This window comes from Microbacterium suaedae (assembly GCF_003254645.1).
In the GTDB taxonomy this organism is placed as follows: Bacteria; Actinomycetota; Actinomycetes; order Actinomycetales; family Microbacteriaceae; genus Microbacterium; species Microbacterium suaedae.
The window spans coordinates 175,280-196,586 of sequence record NZ_PNFD01000002.1; the positions used below are offsets into that span (position 1 = coordinate 175,280).

Sequence of the window (21,307 nt, forward strand, 5' to 3'; positions counted from 1 at the left end):
GTGACCGACGAAAGCGATACCAGGGGAGAGATCCTGATCGTGACCGGCATGTCCGGCGCAGGGAGATCCACGGTCGCGAACGCGCTCGAGGATCACGGGTGGTATGTCGTCGACAACCTCCCGCCGCAGATGCTGCAGCCCCTGTTCGAGCTCGCTGGACGCGTCGGAGAGCAGATGCCGCGCGTCGCGGCCGTCGTCGACGTTCGTGGCGGCGGAATGTTCGCCGAGCTTCCGGCGGCCGCGCAGCAGCTGCGCGACGCGAACAATCTGCGCATCGTCTTCCTCGACGCAAGCGACGAGGTGCTCGTCCGCCGGTTCGAGCAGGTTCGACGCCCGCACCCTCTGCAGGCAGACGGCACTCTTCTGGACGGGATCCGGGAGGAGCGCCGTCAGCTGCAGGCCGTGCGCGAGCGCAGCGACGTGACGATCGATACGTCGAATCTCAACGTCCACCAGCTTGCGCGCCGCACGGCCGACCTCTTCGAGGACGACGATGCCCCCCGCCATCGGGCGACGATCCTCAGCTTCGGGTTCAAATACGGACTCCCCGCCGACGCCGACCTTGTGGCCGATATGCGGTTCTTGCCGAACCCGTTCTGGGACGACGAACTGCGTCACCTGACGGGCGAAGACGAGAAGGTGCGAGACTTCGTGCTCGCGCAGCCGGGGGCTTCGGAGTTCCTTGAGGCGTATGCCGAGGCGATCAAGCCGGTGCTCGAGGGATACCAGCGCGAGAACAAGAATCACTCGACGATCGCGATCGGCTGCACGGGCGGCAAGCATCGTTCCGTCGCCATGTCGCTCGCCCTCGGCTCGCTTCTGGGTGGTCTGCCCGGGGTCCAGGTGCGCGTACGACATCGCGACCTCGGCCGCGAGTGACGCCGGGCCTGCACCTCTTTCATAACCCGATCCGCTGGGAGTTCGGCCACGGCTCGGCAGAGGGCGGCCGGTAGGCTGGGACACCCGCTCTGAGCCAGAGCGTGACGCCTTTTCGAGTGAGGAGATCCGTGGCACTGACCGCCGAAGTGAAGGCCGAGCTCATCGCCGTGCGCGACCCGCGCCCGAGCGTGAGAGTCGCCGAGACGACCGCGCTTCTGCGCTTCGCCGGAGGCCTGCACTCCATCGCGGGACGCGTCGCCGTCGAGGCCGAGGTCGATGATCGGCGCCTCGCGCTGCGGACGGCACGCGACATCGCCGAGATCTACGGCGTGCGCCCCGAGCTCGCGCACATCCAGGCTTCCGGTGCGCGCGAGGGCGAGCGATTCGCCGTGCGCATCGTCAAGGGCGGCGAGACGCTCGCCCGGCAGACCGGCCTGCTCGACATGCGCCGCCGCCCCGTGCGCGGCCTGCCGAACAAACTCACCACCGGCAATCAGGAAGATCTCGCCGCCGTCTGGCGCGGAGCCTTCCTTGCCTCGGGATCCGTCTCTGAACCGGGTCGCTCGGCTTCTCTCGAGGTCTCCTGCCCCTCCGGTGAGGCCGGCATGGCGCTCGTCGGTGCAGCCCACCGGATCGGGATCGCCGCCAAGCAGCGCGAGGTGCGAGGCGTTCCGCGCGTGGTCATTCGCGACGCAGAGGCGATTCGCGGCATGCTTCTCGCGATGGGCGCGTCCTCCGCAGCCGAGAGCTGGGATGAGATGCGTCAGCGCCGCGAGGTGCGCGCGGGCGTGAACCGTCTGGTGAACTTCGACGACGCGAATCTGCGTCGGTCCGCGCAGGCTGCTGTCGCGGCGTGCGCACGCGTCGAGCGCGCCCTCGAGATCCTCGGTGAGGACGTCCCCGACCATCTCAAGCAGGCCGGCGAGCTGCGCCTTGCGCACCGCGACGCGAGCCTCGACGAACTCGGCCACCACGCGGATCCTCCGCTCACGAAGGACGCCGTCGCCGGTCGGATCCGTCGCCTTCTCGCGATGGCCGACAAGCGCGCGACCGCCGAGAAGATCCCGGGAACGGAGTCGGCCGTTCCGCCGCAGGCTGAGGGCGCCTGAGCCACCTCGGACGGGCCTTCGCGGTCACGAGTTGTCACGCGCGTGTGCCCTCCGCCGCTCGCGTCACTAGGATGAGATCGTCCGCTCGGATCGCGGCATGCGATACCGAGGATCCGGCACGAAAGAGAAGGCGACTGATGGCCAAGTACACTCTTCCCGAACTCACCTACGACTACGGCGCTCTCGAGCCGCACATCAGCGGCCGCATCATGGAGCTGCACCACTCGAAGCACCACGCCACGTATGTCGGGGGCGCCAACACGGCTCTCGAGCAGATGGCCGAGGCTCGCGAGACGGGCAACTTCGGCGCCATCAACAAGCTCGAGAAGGACCTTGCGTTCAACCTCGGCGGACACACGAACCACTCGATCTTCTGGACGAACCTCACGCCGGAGGGGCAGGAGCGTCCCGAGGGTGAGATCGCCGCGGCGATCGATGAGCACTTCGGATCGTTCGAGGGCTTCCAGGGTCAGTTCACCGCCGCCGCGCTCGGGATCCAGGGCTCCGGCTGGGCCGGCGTCTTCTGGGACTCGATTGGTCAGAACCTCATCATCCAGCAGTTCTTCGACCAGCAGTCGCAGTTCGCTGCCGGCACGGTTCCGGTCCTGCTGCTCGACATGTGGGAGCACGCCTTCTACCTCGACTACCAGAACGTCAAGGCCGACTACGTCAAGGCGTTCTGGAACATCGTCAACTGGGACAACGTGACCGAGCGCTTCAACACGGCTCGCGAGAAGACCTCGGGCCTTCTGGTCGCGAACTGACGCATGGGCCGGGTCGTCGGAGTGCGGATCCGATGGCCCGGCTCGTCCCACTTTCACCCAGCACCACCCATCAATCGCCTCGGCACGAGGCAGACACAATAGGAGACTTCAGTGTCCGCACGGATCGGTATTAACGGCTTCGGCCGCATCGGACGCAACTTCATTCGCGCTGCGATCGCGCAGAACGCCGACTTCGAGGTCGTCGCAGTGAACGACCTCACCGATAACAAGACGCTCGCGCACCTCCTCAAGTACGACTCGATCCTGGGTCGTCTCGACAAGGAGGTCTCGTACGACGACGAGGCCATCTACATCGACGGCAAGAAGATCATCGCGCTCGAGGAGCGCGACCCGGCGCAGCTGCCCTGGGGTGAGCTCGGCGTCGACATCGTCATCGAGTCGACGGGGCGCTTCACGCACTCGGACAAGGCGCAGGGCCACATTGACGCCGGCGCGAAGAAGGTCATCATCTCGGCGCCCGCCAAGGGCGACGTCGCGACGTACGCGATCGGCATCAACGCCGACCAGTACGACCCGGCCACGGAGCACATCCTCTCGAACGCCTCGTGCACGACGAACTGCCTCGCACCGCTCGCGAAGGTCTTCAACGACGAGTTCGGTATCGAGCGCGGCCTCATGACGACGGTCCACGCGTACACGGCCGACCAGAACCTGCAGGACGGCCCCCACGGCGACCTCCGCCGTGCCCGCGGTGCCGCCCAGTCGATCATCCCGACGTCCACGGGCGCGGCCGCTGCGATCGGCCTCGTGCTGCCGGAGCTGAAGGGCAAGCTCGACGGCTTCGCGCTGCGCGTTCCGGTTCCCACCGGTTCGATCACGGACCTCACCCTCGAGTCGTCGTCCGACGTGACGGTCGACGAGATCAAGGCCGCCTACAAGAAGGCCGCCGAGGGTGACCTCAAGGGCGTTCTGAAGTACACCGAGGACGAGATCGTCTCGGCTGACATCGTGACCGACCCGCACTCGTCGATCTTCGACGCGGGCCTCATCCGCGTGATCGGCCGCACGGTCAAGATCTCGTCGTGGTACGACAACGAGTGGGGCTACTCGAACCGCCTCGTCGACCTCACGGCGCTCGTCGGCTCGAAGCTCTGATCCGGCTCCGCGAGCCGCATCACCACATCCGATGATCGAACGCCCGTCCGCACCGCGATCCGCTTCGCGGGCGGGCGGGCGTTCGCTGCAGATTGGCGAGAAATGACTCTCCGAACACTCGATTCCCTGGGCGACCTCGCGGGCACGCGCGTCTTCGTCCGCTGCGACTTCAACGTGCCGCTGGACGGCGACACGATCACGGACGACGGCCGGATCCGCGCGGCCCTCCCGACGCTGCGTGCGCTCCTCGACGCGGGCGCGAAGGTCGTCGCCTCGTCCCACCTCGGCCGCCCGAAGGGCGCGCCGGACCCCCAGTACTCGCTTGCGCCGGTCGCCGAGCGCCTCGGCGAGCTGCTCGAGGCGCCCGTCGCCTTCGCGACCGACACGGTGGGCGACTCGGCCGCGCAGACGGTCGCGGGCCTCGAGAACGGCCAGATCGCCGTGCTCGAGAACCTCCGCTTCAACGCGGGCGAGACGAGCAAGGACGACTCCGAGCGCCGCGCCTTCGCGGAGCAGATCGCGGCGTTCGCCGACGTGATGGTGTCCGACGGCTTCGGCGTCGTGCACCGGAAGCAGGCGAGCGTCTACGACCTCGCGCAGATCCTGCCGAGCGCCGCGGGCACGCTCGTCGCGCACGAGGTGCGCGTTCTCGACCGCCTCCTCGAGGCGCCCGAGCGGCCCTACACGGTCGTCCTCGGAGGGTCCAAGGTGAGCGACAAGCTCGGTGTCATCGACAGCCTCCTGCCGCGCGTCGAGAAGCTGCTCATCGGCGGCGGGATGGCGTACACCTTCCTCGCCGCGCAGGGCCACGCGATCGGCAAGAGCCTCGTCGAGACCGACCAGATCGAGACCGCGAAGGGTTACATGCGCGCCGCCGAGGAGCAGGGCGTCGAGCTTCTGCTGCCCGTCGACAGCCTCATGGCGTCCGGATTCGCGGCCGATGCCGCGTACGAGAACGCGCCCAGCGATGCCCTCGAGAGCACCTCGATCGGCGCCGACGCGCTCGGCCTCGACATCGGGCCCGAGACGGCCGCGCAGTTCGCCGCGGCGATCTCCTCGTCGAAGACGGTGTTCTGGAACGGCCCCATGGGCGTGTTCGAGTTCGACGCATTCGCGAGCGGCACGAAGGCCGTCGCGGAGGCGCTCACCCAGACCGATGGCCTCACGGTCGTCGGAGGCGGAGACTCCGCCGCTGCCGCGCGCAAGCTCGGTTTCGCCGACGACCAGTTCGGCCACGTGTCGACGGGCGGCGGCGCCAGCCTCGAGTTCCTCGAGGGCAAGAAGCTCCCCGGACTGGAGGTCCTCGGATGGGCATGACCCGTACCCCGCTGATCGCGGGCAATTGGAAGATGAACCTCGACCACCTGCAGGCGGTCGCCCTCGTGCAGAAGCTCCACTGGAGCCTCAAGGACGCATCGCACGATTTCGACGACGTCGACGTGACGCTGTTCCCGCCGTTCACCGATCTGCGCAGCGTGCAGACGCTGCTCGACGCCGACAAGATCCCGTTCGGCCTCGGCGCACAGGACCTGTCGACGCAGGACTCGGGCGCCTACACGGGTGAGGTCTCGGGCGCGTTCCTCGCCAAGCTGAACTGTGGATCCGTCATCATCGGCCACTCGGAGCGCCGCGAGCACCACGCCGAGACCGACGAGGTCGTGAACGCGAAGGTCACGGCCGCCCTCCGGCACGGTCTCGTGCCCGTGATCTGCATCGGCGAGACGAGCGAGGATCTCGAGAAGCACGGCGCGAGCGCCGTCCCGGTGGCGCAGCTCGAGAAGGCGCTCGACGGCGTCGCGAGCGACGCCGAGATCGTCGTCGCGTACGAGCCGGTCTGGGCGATCGGGTCGGGACAGGCGGCGACGCCCGAGCAGGCTCAGGAGGTCTGCCAGAAGCTGCGCGAGGTCATCCGCGCGAAGCTGGGCGATGCCGCGGCCGACGCGACCCGCGTGCTGTACGGCGGATCCGTCAAGTCGAACAACATCGCCTCTTTCATGCGCGAGCCCGACATCGACGGCGCGCTTGTCGGCGGCGGAAGCCTCAAGGTCGACGAGTTCAGCTCGATCATCCGCTTCCAGAAGCACGTCGGCGTGTGAATCGACGGGCGGATCCGGCTTCGCCGTCCGCCTGATCGAGCCGTCTTTTCCCTCGTGTGCCGTCGCAAGTTTTCCTGCGGCGGCACACGGCACGTATACTGAGGGTTTGTGCGGCCGCCCAAGCGGCGCACGACGGAAAGGCCACACCGCGTGCAGATTCTCGAGTTCATCCTGCAGGTCCTGCTCGGCATCACGAGCCTCCTGCTCACGCTGTTCATCCTCATGCACAAGGGTCGCGGCGGCGGCCTGTCCGATATGTTCGGTGGCGGGATGTCGCAGGCCGTGAGCTCATCGGGCTCGGCCGAGCGTATGCTCAACTACCTCACGATCATCCTCGCGCTCGTGTGGTTCCTGTCGATCGTCGGCCTCGGCCTCATCACGAAGTTCCAGGTGCTCTGATGGCAGGCGGCGCGAGCGCGATCCGCGGGACGCGGGTCGGATCCGGCCCCATGGGCGAGCAGGACCACGGTCACCAGGCCGACCGTACTGCTGTGTCTTACTGGGACGCCGAGGGCAATGAGGTCGTCAAGTACTACGCGGCCGACATCTCCGAGGACGAGATCCCCGAAGTCGTCGATCACCCGAAGTCGGGTCTCCCGGCCGGGCGCGACAAGAACGACCCGCCGGCGCCCGAGAAGTTGCAGGCGTACAAGTCGCATCTCGAGTACGTCAAGGAGCGTCGTTCGGACGATGAAGCCGACGAGCTTCTCGAAGATGCGCTGAAGAAGGTCCGCGAGAAGCGCGGAGAGTGATCCTCTCGTGACGAAGTGCCCCGCCGTTCGGCGGGGCACTTCGTCGTTTCGTGGGCCAGTCTCACAATCATTACTCTTGACTTATATAAGCATTGAGTGAAGGATATGAGGCATGCACGCGTTCGATGTACTCGGCGACCCGATCCGGCGACGCATTCTTGAGATCGTCGCCGAGGGCGAGGTTCCCGCGGGAGAGGTCGCACGTGTGGTCCGTGAGGAGTTCGGAATCAGCCAACCGGCCGTGTCACAGCACCTGCGGGTGCTGCGTGAGAACGGATTCGCGTCGGCCCGTGCCGAAGGCGCGCGGCGACTGTACTCGGTAGACGCACGAGGCGTGCGTGACGCGTACGAATGGCTCTCAGGATTCGAACGATTCTGGATTCCCCGCATGGCAGCGCTCGACACCGAGCTCGCTCGCGGACTTCGGGGGCGTCGGCACGTGATGCACGAGGCAGGATCCGGTGAGGACAGCCGTCCTCTCGGCAGCGAGGCGGCCGCGGCCGTCGATACAGAAGGTGAGACAGATGGTTGACGTTGACGCACAGATCGCCGCCGTATCACGCGCGTATCGCACCGAGTCGGACGACGGCGAGGAGATGCACGTGCAGTCGGTCGCGCAGGAATACGCGAGCGGCATCGACGACGTGTGGGACGCTGTCACGTCGTCGGAACGGATTCCGCGCTGGTTCCTGCCCATCACCGGCCAGCTTCGGGTCGGCGGCCGCTATCAACTCGAAGGCAACGCCGGCGGTGAGGTGCTCGAGTGCGATCCGCCCGTCGATGGACGTGGGCGGTACCGGGCTACGTGGGAGTACGGCGGTGGCGTGTCGTGGATCGTCGTCGAGCTCGAGGACATCGGCGAAGGAGCCACCCGCGTCGAGTTGACGCACTTCGCCCGCACCGCAGACATCCCCGACACGATGTGGGACCAGTTCGGGCCGGGGGCAACAGGTGTCGGCTGGGACGGAGGACTGCTCGGACTCGCTGTGCACCTGCGCGGCGACGGCACCTTGTCTCCCGTGAACGTCAAGGACTGGGCCGCCACAGATGACGGCAAGCGCTTCTACCGCGGCGCCGCTGACGGCTGGGCTCAGGCGCACGCGGCGTCGGGCGTCGAGCACGGGAAAGCACGCCGCGCCGCCGATGCGACGTATGCGTTCTATACGGGAGCGGATGCTGCCAGCTGACGGTCGAGACACGAAGATCCCCTCTCCATCAGGAGAGGGGATCTTCGCGGGCGAAGTCAGCCCGCCGCGGTTTCGTCGGCGAAGACGATCGTCTCGAGCAGTCCGTGCGCCGTCGACGCGGGCGCCGTGTCGGGATCCGGACCGCGGCGGATCTTCTCGACAGCCTCGGCCTTGTCGGAGCCGGCGACGACGAGCCACACTCGTGCCGATGCGTTGATGACCGGCAGCGTGAATGTCACGCGCTCGGGCGGCGGCTTCGGCGAGTTCCGCACGGGCAGCACGACGGCGTCTGTGGCATGGATCTCGTCGCGGCCGGGGAAGAGCGATGCGATGTGCGCGTCGGGGCCGACGCCGAGAAGGCACACATCGAACGCGGGGAAGGCCCCGCGTTCGTCTCCGAACGCGGCGAGTTCGTCCGCGTACGCGCGCGCTGCGTCGTCGAGGGATCCGTCCTCTGACGCCCACGGCTCGTGCACATTCACATCGGGGATGTCGAGCGCGTCGAGGAGCGCTTCCCGCGCCTGACGCGAATTCCGTTCGCCATCGGCGCGGGGCACGAAGCGCTCGTCGCTCCACCAGAAGTGCACGCGCGTCCACGCGACCTCGTCGCGCGCGTCATGCTCCGCCACGGCGGCGAGCGTCGCGATGCCCATCGAGCCGCCCGTGAGCGACACGTGCGCCTCACCGCCCTCGGTGGTCAGCGGCTCGAGCTCACGGATCAGGCGATCCGCGACGTGCGCAGCGAGGTCCGCTTTGTCCGGGCGGACGACGAACTGCGGCGCCGTCATGCCTGCTCCTCGGTGGTGGTGGGGTCCTCATCCGCCGCGGCCGCGGCGCCCGGCTCGACGGGCCGCGACAGGGCCGTCCAGCCGTCGGTAATGACCCGCCCGTAGAGGCGATCCGGGTCGAGTCGCCGCAGTTCCTCCGCGAGGCACTCGCGCAGCGAGCGACGGGGGAGAAGCAGATCATGGTCGGGCTGGCCGGGCTGCGTGAGCACGGCGTGCGTCGACGACCGACGCTCGAGGACGATGTCGCCCGAGGCGCGCTCGAGGCGCACTGAGCGGATCCCGTGATCCCAGTCGCTCGGGCGTTCGTACTGCCACTCGACCGGGACGTCGAGCGCGAGACCGAGCCAGGCCGCGAGCAGGGCGGTCGACGGCGACGAGCTCGCGCCGCAGACGCGCACGGCCGTGACTGGCTCGTACGGCGGCTGGTCGAGCACGGCCGCGAGATGCTCCCGCCAACGGGTGAGGCGCGTCCACGCGAGATCGGTGTCGCCGGGGCGATACGTCTCGTCGAGCCGCTGCAGCCGCTCGGCGGCCTGCGTTGACGTCGACGAGTCGGTGATGCGTCGCTGAGCGATGCGGCCGAGCGGGTCGAGCCCGGGCGCCTCGGGTGCCGTCTCGGGCCACCAGACGACGACGGGAGCGTCGGGGAGCAGCAGACCCGTGACGAGCGACTCGGCGTTGTTCGCCGCCTCGCCATGGGCACGGAGAATGACGACCTCGCTCGCGCCGGCGTCTCCGCCCACCCGGATCTGCGCGTCGAGACGCGAGGCGTCGTCGGGATGTGTCACGAGCACGATGACGCGCATCGGATGCTCGCGCGAGGCGTCGTTCGCAGCCTCGATCGCCTCCTCGACGGGGCGGTGGTCGCTCTTGATGATGAGCGTCAGCACACGCCCGAGGGCGACGGCGCCGCCCTCCTCGCGCACGGAGACAAGTCGCTTCGCGACCGTGCTGACGGTGGTCTCGTTCAGGTCGATGATCACGGGCGCCTCCAGACGCGTCCATCCTCGGCGAGCAGCGCGTCGGCAGACGGCGGGCCCCACGAACCGGGATCGTATTGCTCGAGCGGCTCGTCGAGAGACGCCCAGTATTTCTCGATCGGGTCGAGGATGCGCCAGGACAGCTCGACCTCCTCGTGTCGGGGGAAGAGGGGCGGATCCCCGAGCAGGACGTCGAGAATCAGTCGCTCGTAGGCCTCGGGGCTCGCTTCGGTGAAGGCGTGACCGTATCCGAAGTCCATCGTCACGTCGCGCACGTGCGTGCCGTTGCCGGGCACCTTTGAGCCGAACCGCAGGGTCACGCCCTCGTCGGGCTGTACGCGGATGACGAGGGCGTTCTGTCCGAGCTCGGACGACTGTCCGCGCGAGAACAGGTGCTCGGGCGCCTTCTTGAACACGACCGCGATCTCCGTCACGCGGCGGCCGAGGCGCTTGCCCGTGCGCACGTAGAACGGCACGCCTGCCCAGCGGCGCGTGTCGATCCCGAGCTTGATAGCCGCGTACGTCTCGGTCGCGGACTGCGGGTTCATGCCCTCCTCGTCGAGGAAGCCCGTCACCTCCTCGCCGCCCTGCCAGCCGCCCGCGTACTGTCCTCGCGCGGTGGCCTTCGAGAGGTCATCGGGCAGCCGAACGGCGGCCAGGACCTTCTCCTTCTCGGCGCGCAGGTGCTCGGCCGAGAGGCTGATGGGCTCCTCCATCGCCGTGAGGGCCAACAGCTGCAGCAGGTGGTTCTGGATGACATCGCGGGCCGCGCCCACGCCGTCGTAGTATCCGGCGCGGCCGCCGACACCGATGTCCTCGGCCATCGTGATCTGCACGTGGTCGATGTGATTGCGGTTCCAGATCGGCTCGTACAGCTCGTTCGCGAAGCGCATCGCGAGGATGTTCTGCACGGTCTCCTTGCCGAGGTAGTGGTCGATCCGGAAGATCGCGTCGCTCGGGAAGGCCGCCTCGAGAGAGTCGTTGAGCTCGCGCGCCGACTCGAGATCGTGGCCGAACGGCTTCTCGATCACGACGCGTCGCCACGCGTCGCCGTCGGCGTTCTCATCGACCAGGCCCGAGCTGAGCAGCTGCTGCGCGACGACATCGAACGCCTTGGGCGGGATCGAGAGGTAGAACGCGTGGTTGCCCATCGTGCCGCGGTCGCGGTCGAGGTCGTCGACGGTCTGCCGCAGGCGGGCGAAGGCCTCGGGGTCGTCGAACGCGCCCTGGACGAAGCGGATGCCCTGGGCGAGCTGCTGCCACGTCTCCTCGCGGAACTCAGTGCGCGCGTGCTTCTTGACGGCGTCATGGACGACCTGGGCGAAGTCCTGGTCCTCCCAGTCGCGGCGGGCGAAGCCGACGAGCGCGAATCCGGGCGGGAGAAGACCGCGATTGGCGAGGTCATAGACGGCCGGCATGAGCTTCTTACGGGAGAGGTCTCCCGTCACGCCGAAGATGACGAGCGCGCTCGGCCCGGCGATGCGGTTGAGACGGCGGTCGTCGCTGTCGCGCAGCGGATTGACGCCGCGCTGGATGGAAGCAGGCATATTTCCCTAGGGTCGCGGAATGGCGATGCAGACTCGTGAGAGAGGATCGGCGGCGCGTGGGCGGTCGCCGGACGGCACCGGGCCTTCCGCAGCTTTCGCGGAAGGCCCGGCTGAGGGGATCAGCGCGCCGACTCGAGCGCGTCGGCGACCGTCTTCTGGAGGTCGTGCCACGAGGCGACGAACTTCTCGACGCCCTCGTCCTCGAGCACCTGTGTGACGTCGGCGAAGTCGACGCCCACAGCGGCGAGCTTCTCGAACACGCCGTGCGCGTCGGCGTAGTTCGGCGTCACGGCGTCGCCGGCGATCTCGGCGTGGTCGTGCGTGGCCTCGAGCGTCTTCTCGGGCATCGTGTTGACGGTGCCCTTCGCGACGAGCTCGGTCACGTACAGCGTGTCGGGGAGCGACGGATCCTTCACACCCGTCGACGCCCACAGCGGACGCTGCACGTTCGCGCCGGCGGCGACGAGGTCGGCGGCACGCTGCTCGGCGAACTTCTTCTCGAACAGTTCGTACGCGAGGCGGGCGTTCGCGACGCCGGCCTTCGACTTCAGCGACAGAGCCTCGTCGGATCCGATCGCGGAGAGGCGCTTGTCGACCTCCGTGTCGACGCGCGACACGAAGAACGAAGCGACGGAGTGGAGCGTCGACAGATCGAGTCCCGCCTCCCGAGCCTTCTCCAGTCCCGCGAGGTAGGCGTCGATGACCTCGGCGTAGCGCTCGAGGCTGAAGATCAGCGTCACGTTGACGCTGATGCCCGCGCCGATCACCTCGGTGATCGCGGGCAGGCCCGCCTTGGTCGCCGGGATCTTGATGAGGGCGTTCTCGCGGTCGACGCGGGCCCACAGATCCTTGGCCTGCGCGACCGTGCCGACGGTGTCGTGTGCGAGATCAGGGGAGACCTCGATCGACACGCGGCCGTCGAGCGTCCCGGTCGAGTCGTACACGGGGCGGAAGATGTCGCACGCGTCGCGCACATCGTCCGTCGTGATGGCGAAGATCGCGTCGTCGGTCGTCGCGTTCTCGTTCGCGAGGGCCGACACGGCGTCGGCGTACGACGCGCCGTTCGACAGCGCGCCCGCGAAGATCGTCGGATTGGTCGTCACACCCGTCACGCTGCGCGAGGTGATGAGCTCCGACAGATTGCCGGACGTGATGCGGTCACGCGAGAGGTCGTCGAGCCAGATGCTGACGCCTTCGGCGGCGAGCTGTGCGGTGGGGGAGGTCATGCGTTCTCCTTCAGGGTCTCGCGTGCGGCCTGGGCGACCGCGTCGGACGTGATACCGAACTTCTCGAACAGGGTCTTGTAGTCGGCGGAGGCGCCGAAGTGCTCGATCGACACCGAGCGGCCGCGGTCGCCCACGATGCCGCGCCACGGGGAAGCGATGCCGGCCTCGACCGACACGCGTGCCGTCACCGACGAGGGCAGGACGCTCTCGCGGTACTCGGCGCTCTGCTCGGCGAACCACTCGAGCGACGGTGCCGACACGACGCGGGCGTTCACGCCTTCGGACTTCAGCTGCTCGCGCGCCTCAACGGCGAGCTGCACCTCGGATCCCGTGCCGATGAGGATGACGTCGGGCGTGCCGCCCGGCGCTTCCTGCAGCACGTAGGCACCCTTGGCGGCGAGAGACGCGGAGGCGAACTCGTCGCCCGATGCCTCGCCCGCAGAGCGCGCGACCGTCGGCACACCCTGGCGGGTGAGCGCGAGGCCCGCGGGGCCGCCGCGGCGCTTCAGCAGCTCGAGCCACACGACACCGGTCTCGTTCGCATCGGCGGGGCGCACGACGGCGAGGTTCGGGATCGCGCGGAGCGCCGCAAGGTGCTCGATCGGCTGATGAGTCGGGCCATCCTCGCCGAGCGCGACAGAGTCGTGCGTCCACACGAAGATGCTCGGGATGTTCATGAGCGCTGCGAGGCGGACGGAGGGACGCATGTAGTCGGCGAACTGCAGGAACGTGCCGCCGTACGGGCGGGTGCGACCGTGCAGCACGATGCCGTTGAGGATCGCCGCCATCGCGTGCTCGCGGATGCCGAAGTGCAGCACACGGCCGTAGGGGTTCCCGGAGAACTTCGCCGTGGAGTGCTCGGCGGGGATGAAGGACGCCGCGCCCTCGATGGTCGTGTTGTTGCTGCCCGCAAGGTCGGCGGAGCCGCCCCACAGCTCGGGGAGCTCGGGGGCGAGTGCGTTGAGGACCTTGCCCGACGCCGCGCGCGTTGCGAGCGCCTTGCCTGCCTCGAACTCGGGGAGGGCCGCGTCGATGTTCTCGGGCAGCTCGCCCGACTCGAGGCGGTCGAAAAGCGCCTTGCGCTCGGGGTTCGCTGCGGCCCACGCGTCGAACTTCTTCTGCCACTCGGCGTGGACTGCCGCGCCGCGCTCGCGGAGGGAACGCGTGTGGGAGATGACGTCTTCCGCGACATCGAAGCTCGCCTCGGGGTCGAAGCCGAGCACCTTTTTGGTGGCGGCGAGCTCGTCGCCACCGAGCGCGGATCCGTGGATCCCGCCGGTGTTCTGCTTGCCCGGCGCCGGCCAGCCGATGATCGTCTTGAGGACGATGAGCGACGGCTTGTCGGAGGTGGCCTTGGCCTGCTCGATCGCCGAGAAGAGCTCGGCGGCGTCCTCGACGTAGTCGCCGGTCTTCTTCCAGTCGACCTCGAGAACCTGCCACCCGTAGGCCTCGTACCGCTTCGCCACGTCCTCAGTGAACGCGACGTCGGTGTCGTCCTCGATCGAGATCTGGTTCGCGTCGTAGAGGACGACCAGATTTCCGAGCTGCTGGTGGCCGGCGAGCGAGCTCGCCTCGCTGGTGACGCCCTCCTGCAGGTCGCCATCGCTGGCGATGACGTACACGAAGTGGTCGAAGGGGCTCTCACCAGCCGGCGCCTCGGGATCGAACAGGCCGCGCTCGTAGCGAGCCGCGTACGCGAAGCCGACGGACGATGCGAGGCCCTGGCCGAGCGGTCCTGTCGTGATCTCGACGCCGTCGGTCTCGCCGAACTCGGGGTGCCCCGGGGTCTTCGAACCCCACGTGCGCAGAGCCTTCAGGTCGTCGAGCTCGAGCCCGAAGCCGCCGAGGTAGAGCTGCACGTACTGCGTCAGCGAGGAGTGGCCCGCCGAGAGGATGAAGCGGTCGCGCCCCACCCAGTGCGTGTCGGCCGGGTCGTGATTCATCACGCGCTGATACAGCAAGTACGCCGCGGGGGCGAGGCTCATGGCCGTTCCCGGGTGGCCGTTGCCCACCTTCTCGACAGCGTCCGCTGCGAGTACTCGCGCCGTGTCGACGGCGCGCCGGTCGATCTCGTCCCAATGCAGTTCCGCCACGGGACCGCCTTTCGTGATGAGGTGAAGCGTCAGGGAGCGGTCGGGGGCCTCTTCGGGAAGGGGATGATTCCGAGCCGCGGCGACGCGAGTTTCGCGCCCCAGCATAGTGAGTTCCGGGGCTCGCCGCGTCATAGCGTGTCAGCGGATGACGCCCGTCTCGTTCCCACTCCGCAACAGCCGTGTGACGATCCGCGCACGACGTCGCTCCGTGCGTCGTGAGCATGAGAGGGACCTGATCAACGTGCGGATATGACCTGCCCTAGAATGGGGTGGTTGCACACGGAGCACAGAACCAGGAGGCACCTGCGGTGTCGATGACTTCTCGCCCCGAGCCCGCGTCCGCGGAAGGACAGCGCGACTCGGCCGGCACGGCGCCTCGCCGAAGCGTCTCCCGCACCCTGAAGGCGTATGTGGCTCTCACGAAGCCGCGCGTGCTCGAGCTGCTCCTCGTCTCGACGGTGCCGGTCATGTTCCTCGCCGCGGAAGGTGTGCCGAATCTGTGGCTCGTCGTCGCGACCGTCATCGGCGGCTCCATGAGCGCCGGATCCGCGGCATCGTTCAACATGTACCTCGACCGCGACATCGACGCGCACATGAAGCGGACGAAGAACCGGCCGATCGTCACGGGCGAGATCTCACCCCGAGCGGCGCTGGTCTTCTCCTGGTCGCTCGCTGTGCTGCAGGCGGTGTGGTTCCTCGCGTTCACGAATCTCCTGACGACGTTCCTGTCGTCGTTCGCGATCTTCTTCTACGTCGTCATCTACACGATCCTGCTCAAGCGCCACACCGAGCAGAACATCGTCTGGGGCGGCATCGCCGGCTGCTTCCCCGTTCTCATCGGCTGGACGGCCGTGACGAACTCGCTGACCTGGGCGCCGTTCGTGCTCTTCGCTCTCGTCTTCCTCTGGACTCCTCCGCACTACTGGCCGCTGTCGGTCAAGTACGCCGCCGACTACGACGAGACCGACGTGCCGATGCTCGGCGCGACGCGCTCGGGAACGCAGGTCGGACTGCAGGTCGTGCTGTACGCGTGGGCGACCGTCGCCTGCTCGCTGCTGCTGGTCCCCGTCGCCGACATGGGGCTCGTGTACACGGCTTCGGCGCTCGTGTTCGGCGGCTGGTTCATCTACGAGTCGCACCGGATGTACAACATGTCGGTCCGTGCGAAGGCCGGCGTCGAGCAGGGGTCCGAAGCGCGACCGATGCGCGTATTCCACGCGTCGATCACGTACCTCACGCTCGTGTTCGTGGCCGTCGCGGTCGACCCGCTGCTGCCGTTCTGACCTCGCTCGTTCGCGATCGGCGGCAGCGCGCGCGATAGCCTGAGTCGGTGACGACAGCCGACGGTTCCCCTCCCTCTACGCGAACGATCACGCTGGATCACGGGGGTCGCTGGCGCGCTTTCTGGGCGAGTCTCTCCGTGGCGGCGCTCACGATCCTCGACATCTCGAAGGTGAACGTTGGGCTCGCATCGATCGAGCAGGCTCTCGGCGGTGGTTCCACGGAGCTGCAGCTCGTCGTGTCGGGGTACATTCTCGCGTTCGGCCTCACGCTCGTGCCGTTCGGCCGTATCGGCGACCAGCGTTCTCGCCGCACTCTGATGATCGCGGGGCTCATCGGGTTCACGCTCGCGAGCGTGCTGTGCGCCCTCTCGCCGAACATCTGGGTTCTCGTCATCGCCCGCTTCCTGCAGGGTGTCGCGGCCGGAGTGCAGATGCCGCAGGTGATGGGAACCATCCAGCAGGTGTTCACGGGTCGCGAGCGCGCAACCGCGTTCGGCCTGTTCGGTGCGATCATCGGCCTGTCGACAGCGTTCGGTCCGACCATCGGCGGCCTTCTCATCGCGATCGGCGGGCCGACCGACGGCTGGCGCTGGATCTTCTGGATGAACGTCCCTCTCGGGGCCATCGTCATCGCGATTCTCGCCACGTCGCTGCCCGAAGTGCGGCGTCCGAGCGGCGAGAAGCTCTCGCTCGACCCCGTCGGGCTCCTGCTCTTCGGCATCACGGTGCTCACGCTCATGGTCCCCTTCCTGTTCACGACGGGATCGCCTGATGATTCGCCGCTGCGATGGTGGCTGCTCGTGCCGTGCGTCCTGTTCGCCGCAGCGTTCCTTGGGTGGGAACGCCGCTATGCGCGCCGGGGCGGTTCGCCTCTCGTGCCGCTCGCCCTTTTCCGGATCACATCGTGGCGCAACGGGACGATCCTGCAATCGCTGTATTTCGCGGCGATGCCGTCGATCTTTCTCCTCACCGCGCTCTATCTGCAGACCGGTCTCGGAGTCGAAGCGGTGTTCGCGGGCATGGTGACGATCGGCTTCGCCCTGTTCAGCGCGCTCACGTCGTGGCAGAGCGGCAAGCTCGTGCAGCGCTTCGGCCGGGCCCTCGTCATCTTCGGTCTTGCGCTCGTGCTCATCGCGACCGTCGGGCTCGTCGTGATCGCGCGCGTGGCGAGCGATGCGGCGACGCCCTGGCTCATGGCGGCCGTCCTGATCGTCGGCGGCATCGGCGGGGGATACGTCATCTCGCCCAATCAGACGCTCACGCTCGCCGAGATTCCGCCGTCGGAGGGCGGCCTCGCGGGATCCGTCGGCCAGCTGGGACAACGCGTCGGCAACGCGATCGGCGCCGCCATCGCGCTGTCCCTGTTCTACTCGACGATCTATCGCGAGGAGGCCACCGCGACGCACTCGGTCGTGTTCCACGACGCCTACGGCAACGGTCTGTTGGCGGCCGCGCTGTTCGTCGCAGCGGCCCTCGTCGTCGCCCTCATCGATCTCGGGGCGCGCCGCCGGTCGGAGCGCTCGGGGTCTGCGGAGGCATGACTCCCGCGCCCAGTGGCGAGCGCACGACGCGTCGCCGGCGCCGTGGACGAGCTCTCCTCGTCGGTGCCGCGGCGCTCGCGGCCCTCCTGGCGATCGCTCTCGTAGTACTGCCGCCGCTGCTCGCCCATCAGGAGGCCGAAGCGCGTTACGCAGATGCCGTGTCGGCGCGGAACGCGGCCGGCGACGAGTACGCGCACGCCCATGCGACTTTTCAGGAGGTGGCGGCGCCGGCGGGGGAGTTGCTCGACGTCGCGGACGGGATCGCGATCGACACGGTGCGGCCGTATGTCGGGGCGGATGCGTTCGACACCGTCGCGGATCGGGCCGACGCCGTGCGCGATCTCCGGGAGGAGCTGCCGGATGTCGTGGATCCACCGACCGCCCAGGCCGCCGAGGAGTTCGACACGGCGGACGAATACCTCGCGAAAGCTGAGGAGCTCGAGGACCAGGCCGAGGGCTTGTCTGTAGACGCCGGCGCGCTCACGAAGACCGCGGACGCCTACGTCGAGCGCGTACCCGCGCTGGAGCGCGCCCTGGCGGATCTGCGCGCGAACATCCCCGATGAGGCGGCGCGCATCGAGGAGGAGAACGTGTCTGCCCTGGCCCTGACGCGGATCCAGATGCGGCGGGCCGCCGAGCTTGCCGCGACGAGCCGCGACGGCGTCGCCTCCGCCGTGCGGGAGTACGCCGCGGCCGCCCGTGCCGTGGAGGAATCGCAGGAGGCGGAGCTCTCCGAGAAGCGCATCGGCGACGGGCTGTTCGAGACGCGTCTCGAGGTCGAGGACTTCGTCCGTTCGATCGTCGGCGACACGCGCGTCGACTTCGACTGGGCGCCGATCGTGAACGGGCTCGGCCAAGGGGAGTCGGCCGGCGGATACACGACCTGGTGGTATTCGGATGGTGGCTACGCGACGATGGAGTTTTCGCACAGCATCGCTGCCTACTGGCCCGATGAGCGATTCCAGGGCCTCGTCGTGCACGAGGCCGGTCACGCGATCACCTCGCAGTGCCAAGACATGCTCGTCGAGACATTCGACGGCGACGTGGAGCTGATGGCGACGGCGTGGGCGATCGGCAGGGGATACGACAATCCGTGGGGCAACGGCGTCGACTACTACTACGGCGGCGTGCCGCCCGCGCCCGACCTTGTCGAGGCGTCGAAGGAGTGCAGGTAGGTCAGCACCGACCTGACGCGGCGGTTTTCGTCGGCGGGGCTGAAGCCGAGTTTTGCGAACACACTGGACACGTGTTTGCCGACCGTCGCGTCGCTGACGACGAGCGTCTGCGCGATCTCAGCATTCGATCGGCCGTCGGCCATGAGCGCGAGGACCTCGCGCTCGCGGGCGGTAAGGGAGGCGAGCGGCCCGTCGTCGCGCGGGCGAATCAGATGCTGCACCACCTCGGGATCGAGGACTGTGTCGCCCGTGGCCACACGTTCGATCGCGACGGCGAAGTCCCGTGCCCGGCTCACGCGATCCTTCAGGAGGTAGCCGATCGCACCTTCTGGTAGGGAAAGCAGTTCGCGCGCGTAGGCGTCGGCGACGTACTGAGAGAGCACCACGATCGGTTGCGTCGGATTCAGGACGCGGATCCGCAGTGCCGCCGCGAGGCCGTCGTCGCCGTCGCCGGGCGGCATACGCACGTCCGTCAGGACGAGGTCCGCCGCATGGGGATCCGCCTCGTATTGCGAGACGAGGTCGTCCGCCCTCGAGACCGAGGCGACGATCTCGTGTCCGATGCGCTCCAGCAACGCCGTGAGCGCCTCGCGCAGCAGCGCGGAGTCTTCAGCGAGCAAGATGCGCACGGGGAACCCTCCCTTCCGGGGGCCGGGCGGATTCGAGGGGTGCGGTCATCCGGAGGGTCGTTGGCCCACCCACCGGGCTCGTGACCGTGAGTACGCCGCCCAACGCTTCGACGCGCTCGCGGAGGCCGCGGATTCCCGTACCCGCCGCTTCATCGACGCCTCCGTGGCCTTCGTCTGTGATGCTCACATCGAGCATCGCCTCGTGTGTTTGCGCGGTGACCGTCACACGTCGTGAGGTCGTGTGCTTCGTCGCGTTCGCGATGGCTTCCGAGACGAGGTAGTACGCAGCCGTCTCGACGTCGCGCGGTGGACGCTCGAACGGCGCCAGATCGAGGAGGATCGCGAGCGGTGCGCGCTCTGCGAGCTCGTCCAGGGCGGCGCGCAGACCGCGATCCGTGAGCACGGCCGGGTGGATCCCGCGCACCGTGCGCCGGAGGGAGTCCAACGCGTGCTCTGCCTGGGTGCGGGCCTCCACGAGCGCGGCTGCCGCCGCCGACACATTGGATCCGCGGCGTTCAAGATCGTCGAGTTCCAGCGCGACGAGGCCGAGGCGCGCGGATGCGGCGACGAGCTCCTGCTGCACCCCGTCGTGCAGATCGCGCTCGATGCGCCGTCGCTCGTCTTCGAGCGTGCGGACGAGCACGGCGCGCGACTGCGTGAGACGCTCGATGTGGACGGCGAGCTCCTCGTCGCGGGGGCCGCACAAGAACCGAAGCAGGGAGGCGTGCGCTCCTGCGATCAGAGCATTGGAATACGCGAAAACGGCGAGAGTAACGGCGATCACGGGAATCACGAGCGCCCACGTGCTCGGGCCCACCGCGGCGGAGACGTCGAAGAACAGATGAAGTTCGGTGGTCCGGTCCCGCCCGATGACTCCCATCGCGACCGCGACGATGAGGATGGCTGCCTCGAACGACAGCAGTGCGAGCGATAGCCACCCGAGCACGAGGTCGACGGCGAAGGCGCCGACTTCACGCCACGTCGCTTGTTCGGTTAGTCGTACACCGAGCCACGTGTGGCGCTGGTCGCTCCCGATCTTCACATGTGCGGAGGCTTGGCGTGGGAAGCCCAGGATCCGTGTGCGAACGCGTTCGAGGGCGCCGATCGCAAGAGCCCAGAGTGGGACGAGAAGGAGAGTGAGGATCGCGATGGGGGTCAGGACGATCCCGATGATCGCGCTGACCGCGAGGTAGGTGAGCGACCGCCACGGCCAGGCACTGATGAGGAACCGCCACGGCGCGCGCGGTATCGCCTGCCAGATGTCGTTCCTCGTCATGAGGCCAGCCTACGAAGGTCGGCTCTGGGCCTGGCAAGCGGGGAACGGAAGAGTAGTGCCAGGACTACCACGAGCCTCGTGCGAGTGCGGTGTCCACGGCACCCGAACCGCGGTGCGATGGGTGCATGACGACACTTCTCGCTGCATCCGATCTCCGCAAGACCTTTCCTGGCGCGACCCGCCGGGATCCGTCGCTTCCCGTTCTTCGAGGGATCCGACTGTCCGTCGAGTTCGGGGAGATGCTCGCCGTCGTCGGGCCGAGCGGATCCGGAAAATCCACTCTGCTGCACTGCCTCGCCGGTCTCGAACCACCGAGCGGTGGATCCGTTCGGGTCGGAGGCGCAGAGATCGTCGGCATGGGGCGTCGTCGCCTTGCGGCCTTGCGTCGCGAGCAGATGGGGTTTGTGTTTCAGCAGTACAACCTCATCCCATCGCTGAGCGCCCGCGAAAACGTTGCCCTGCCTCTGCGCCTCGCGCGAGGACGTTTTGATCCAGCTGTCGTAGATCGAGCGCTGGATTCCGTCGGACTCACCGAGCACGCCAGGCGACTCCCCGGGAGACTCTCCGGAGGACAGCAGCAACGGGTCGCGATCGCACGCGTCCTCGCCACTCGGCCCGCCATCGTCTTCGCGGACGAGCCGACGGGGGCGCTCGACACGGCGACCGGAGCTGAGGTGATGCAGCTGCTCAGATCCGCTGCTTCCGGAGACCGAGGCGTCGTCGTCGTGACGCACGATCTGGAGGCTGCCGCGCTCGCGGATCGCGTGATCGTGCTTCGCGATGGTGAGGTCTACCGCGAGCTCGTCGGGGCGACGTCATCCGATGTGCTCGACGTGATCTCGCACGCCGGATCAGGCGCATGATCT

The 21,307-nt window shown here is 68.1% G+C and carries 21 protein-coding genes; 14 read left to right on the plus strand and 7 right to left on the minus strand.

Going from position 1 to position 21,307, the window contains the following annotated elements; translation table 11 throughout:
* From rapZ to C0012_RS07405, 10 genes are all read left to right on the plus strand, one after another.
* Positions 1 to 879, plus strand: a complete 879-nt coding sequence (gene rapZ, locus C0012_RS07360; RefSeq protein WP_110589431.1) for an RNase adapter RapZ — start codon at positions 1 to 3, stop codon at positions 877 to 879.
* A gap of 128 nt (positions 880 to 1,007) precedes the next feature.
* Entirely contained in the window at positions 1,008 to 1,988 is a 981-nt protein-coding gene (gene whiA, locus C0012_RS07365) for a DNA-binding protein WhiA (RefSeq protein ID WP_110589229.1), read from the plus strand.
* Positions 1,989 to 2,125: 137 nt separating this feature from the next.
* Positions 2,126 to 2,752: a superoxide dismutase gene (locus C0012_RS07370; RefSeq protein ID WP_110589228.1), complete on the plus strand. Its 627-nt coding sequence runs from the start codon at positions 2,126 to 2,128 to the stop codon at positions 2,750 to 2,752.
* Positions 2,753 to 2,863: 111 nt separating this feature from the next.
* On the plus strand, positions 2,864 to 3,868 hold the full coding sequence (gap, locus tag C0012_RS07375) for a type I glyceraldehyde-3-phosphate dehydrogenase (RefSeq protein ID WP_110589227.1): 1,005 nt from the start codon (positions 2,864 to 2,866) through the stop codon (positions 3,866 to 3,868).
* Positions 3,869 to 3,970: 102 nt separating this feature from the next.
* Positions 3,971 to 5,185 (plus strand): phosphoglycerate kinase, encoded by a 1,215-nt coding sequence (locus C0012_RS07380; protein ID WP_110589226.1) that lies wholly within the window; start codon positions 3,971 to 3,973, stop codon positions 5,183 to 5,185.
* On the plus strand, positions 5,176 to 5,964 hold the full coding sequence (gene tpiA, locus C0012_RS07385) for a triose-phosphate isomerase (protein WP_110589225.1): 789 nt from the start codon (positions 5,176 to 5,178) through the stop codon (positions 5,962 to 5,964). The genes C0012_RS07380 and tpiA overlap by 10 nt, the downstream gene beginning before the upstream one ends.
* Positions 5,965 to 6,114: 150 nt before the next feature.
* The gene (gene secG, locus C0012_RS07390) at positions 6,115 to 6,363 is read left to right on the plus strand and encodes a preprotein translocase subunit SecG (RefSeq protein WP_110589224.1); all 249 of its coding nucleotides are present in this window, start codon (positions 6,115 to 6,117) and stop codon (positions 6,361 to 6,363) included.
* Entirely contained in the window at positions 6,363 to 6,716 is a 354-nt protein-coding gene (locus C0012_RS07395; RefSeq protein WP_110589223.1) for an RNA polymerase-binding protein RbpA, read from the plus strand. Before secG ends, C0012_RS07395 begins: the two co-directional genes overlap by 1 nt.
* 112 nt (positions 6,717 to 6,828) lie before the next feature.
* Positions 6,829 to 7,248, plus strand: a complete 420-nt coding sequence (locus C0012_RS07400) for an ArsR/SmtB family transcription factor (RefSeq protein WP_110589222.1) — start codon at positions 6,829 to 6,831, stop codon at positions 7,246 to 7,248.
* On the plus strand, positions 7,241 to 7,903 hold the full coding sequence (locus C0012_RS07405; protein WP_110589221.1) for an SRPBCC family protein: 663 nt from the start codon (positions 7,241 to 7,243) through the stop codon (positions 7,901 to 7,903). Before C0012_RS07400 ends, C0012_RS07405 begins: the two co-directional genes overlap by 8 nt.
* A gap of 56 nt (positions 7,904 to 7,959) precedes the next feature.
* Here C0012_RS07405 and pgl read toward each other — a convergent pair whose 3' ends face one another.
* The 5 genes from pgl to tkt form a co-directional block, all read right to left on the minus strand.
* On the minus strand, positions 7,960 to 8,691 hold the full coding sequence (gene pgl, locus C0012_RS07410; protein ID WP_110589220.1) for a 6-phosphogluconolactonase: 732 nt from the start codon (positions 8,689 to 8,691) through the stop codon (positions 7,960 to 7,962).
* Complete coding sequence (locus tag C0012_RS07415; protein WP_110589219.1) at positions 8,688 to 9,674, minus strand: glucose-6-phosphate dehydrogenase assembly protein OpcA; 987 nt, start codon at positions 9,672 to 9,674, stop codon at positions 8,688 to 8,690. Before C0012_RS07415 ends, pgl begins: the two co-directional genes overlap by 4 nt.
* The gene (zwf, locus tag C0012_RS07420; RefSeq protein ID WP_110589218.1) at positions 9,671 to 11,218 is read right to left on the minus strand and encodes a glucose-6-phosphate dehydrogenase; all 1,548 of its coding nucleotides are present in this window, start codon (positions 11,216 to 11,218) and stop codon (positions 9,671 to 9,673) included. The genes C0012_RS07415 and zwf overlap by 4 nt, the downstream gene beginning before the upstream one ends.
* A 119-nt stretch (positions 11,219 to 11,337) precedes the next feature.
* On the minus strand, positions 11,338 to 12,444 hold the full coding sequence (gene tal / locus C0012_RS07425) for a transaldolase (protein ID WP_110589217.1): 1,107 nt from the start codon (positions 12,442 to 12,444) through the stop codon (positions 11,338 to 11,340).
* Positions 12,441 to 14,537, minus strand: a complete 2,097-nt coding sequence (gene tkt / locus C0012_RS07430) for a transketolase (protein WP_110589430.1) — start codon at positions 14,535 to 14,537, stop codon at positions 12,441 to 12,443. Before tkt ends, tal begins: the two co-directional genes overlap by 4 nt.
* 314 nt (positions 14,538 to 14,851) lie before the next feature.
* Between tkt and C0012_RS07435 the strand changes: the two genes are divergently transcribed.
* Genes C0012_RS07435 through C0012_RS07445 form a run of 3 tightly spaced genes read left to right on the plus strand, consistent with a single transcriptional unit; the run spans position 14,852 to position 18,536 of the window.
* Positions 14,852 to 15,820 carry a heme o synthase gene (locus tag C0012_RS07435; RefSeq protein ID WP_110589429.1) on the plus strand — a complete coding sequence of 323 codons (969 nt, stop codon included), beginning with the start codon at positions 14,852 to 14,854 and terminating at the stop codon, positions 15,818 to 15,820.
* A 47-nt stretch (positions 15,821 to 15,867) separates the two neighbouring features.
* Positions 15,868 to 17,361, plus strand: a complete 1,494-nt coding sequence (locus tag C0012_RS07440; RefSeq protein ID WP_232527824.1) for an MFS transporter — start codon at positions 15,868 to 15,870, stop codon at positions 17,359 to 17,361.
* Positions 17,358 to 18,536, plus strand: coding sequence for a hypothetical protein (locus C0012_RS07445; RefSeq protein WP_110589215.1), 1,179 nt, complete (start codon positions 17,358 to 17,360; stop codon positions 18,534 to 18,536). The genes C0012_RS07440 and C0012_RS07445 overlap by 4 nt, the downstream gene beginning before the upstream one ends.
* On the opposite strand, the gene C0012_RS07450 is transcribed toward C0012_RS07445, so the two are convergent.
* A complete protein-coding gene (locus C0012_RS07450; RefSeq protein ID WP_110589214.1) occupies positions 18,479 to 19,165 on the minus strand; it encodes a response regulator transcription factor in 687 nt (228 codons plus the stop codon). The genes C0012_RS07445 and C0012_RS07450 overlap by 58 nt on opposite strands.
* On the minus strand, positions 19,146 to 20,441 hold the full coding sequence (locus C0012_RS07455; RefSeq protein WP_110589213.1) for a sensor histidine kinase: 1,296 nt from the start codon (positions 20,439 to 20,441) through the stop codon (positions 19,146 to 19,148). The genes C0012_RS07450 and C0012_RS07455 overlap by 20 nt, the downstream gene beginning before the upstream one ends.
* Positions 20,442 to 20,566: 125 nt before the next feature.
* Between C0012_RS07455 and C0012_RS07460 the strand changes: the two genes are divergently transcribed.
* Positions 20,567 to 21,304: an ABC transporter ATP-binding protein gene (locus C0012_RS07460; protein ID WP_110589212.1), complete on the plus strand. Its 738-nt coding sequence runs from the start codon at positions 20,567 to 20,569 to the stop codon at positions 21,302 to 21,304.
* Positions 21,305 to 21,307: the final 3 nt, after the last annotated feature.

Coding starts and splice junctions, on each gene's coding strand:
- C0012_RS07370 (WP_110589228.1), top strand. CDS start 2,126: ATGGCCAAGTACACTCTTCCCGAACTCACCTACGACTACGGCGCTCTC.
- C0012_RS07380 (WP_110589226.1), top strand. CDS start 3,971: ATGACTCTCCGAACACTCGATTCCCTGGGCGACCTCGCGGGCACGCGC.
- tpiA (WP_110589225.1), top strand. CDS start 5,176: ATGGGCATGACCCGTACCCCGCTGATCGCGGGCAATTGGAAGATGAAC.
- C0012_RS07395 (WP_110589223.1), top strand. CDS start 6,363: ATGGCAGGCGGCGCGAGCGCGATCCGCGGGACGCGGGTCGGATCCGGC.
- C0012_RS07400 (WP_110589222.1), top strand. CDS start 6,829: ATGCACGCGTTCGATGTACTCGGCGACCCGATCCGGCGACGCATTCTT.
- C0012_RS07405 (WP_110589221.1), top strand. CDS start 7,241: ATGGTTGACGTTGACGCACAGATCGCCGCCGTATCACGCGCGTATCGC.
- pgl (WP_110589220.1), bottom strand. CDS start 8,691: ATGACGGCGCCGCAGTTCGTCGTCCGCCCGGACAAAGCGGACCTCGCT.
- zwf (WP_110589218.1), bottom strand. CDS start 11,218: ATGCCTGCTTCCATCCAGCGCGGCGTCAATCCGCTGCGCGACAGCGAC.
- tal (WP_110589217.1), bottom strand. CDS start 12,444: ATGACCTCCCCCACCGCACAGCTCGCCGCCGAAGGCGTCAGCATCTGG.
- C0012_RS07435 (WP_110589429.1), top strand. CDS start 14,852: ATGACTTCTCGCCCCGAGCCCGCGTCCGCGGAAGGACAGCGCGACTCG.
- C0012_RS07445 (WP_110589215.1), top strand. CDS start 17,358: ATGACTCCCGCGCCCAGTGGCGAGCGCACGACGCGTCGCCGGCGCCGT.
- C0012_RS07455 (WP_110589213.1), bottom strand. CDS start 20,441: ATGACGAGGAACGACATCTGGCAGGCGATACCGCGCGCGCCGTGGCGG.
- C0012_RS07460 (WP_110589212.1), top strand. CDS start 20,567: ATGACGACACTTCTCGCTGCATCCGATCTCCGCAAGACCTTTCCTGGC.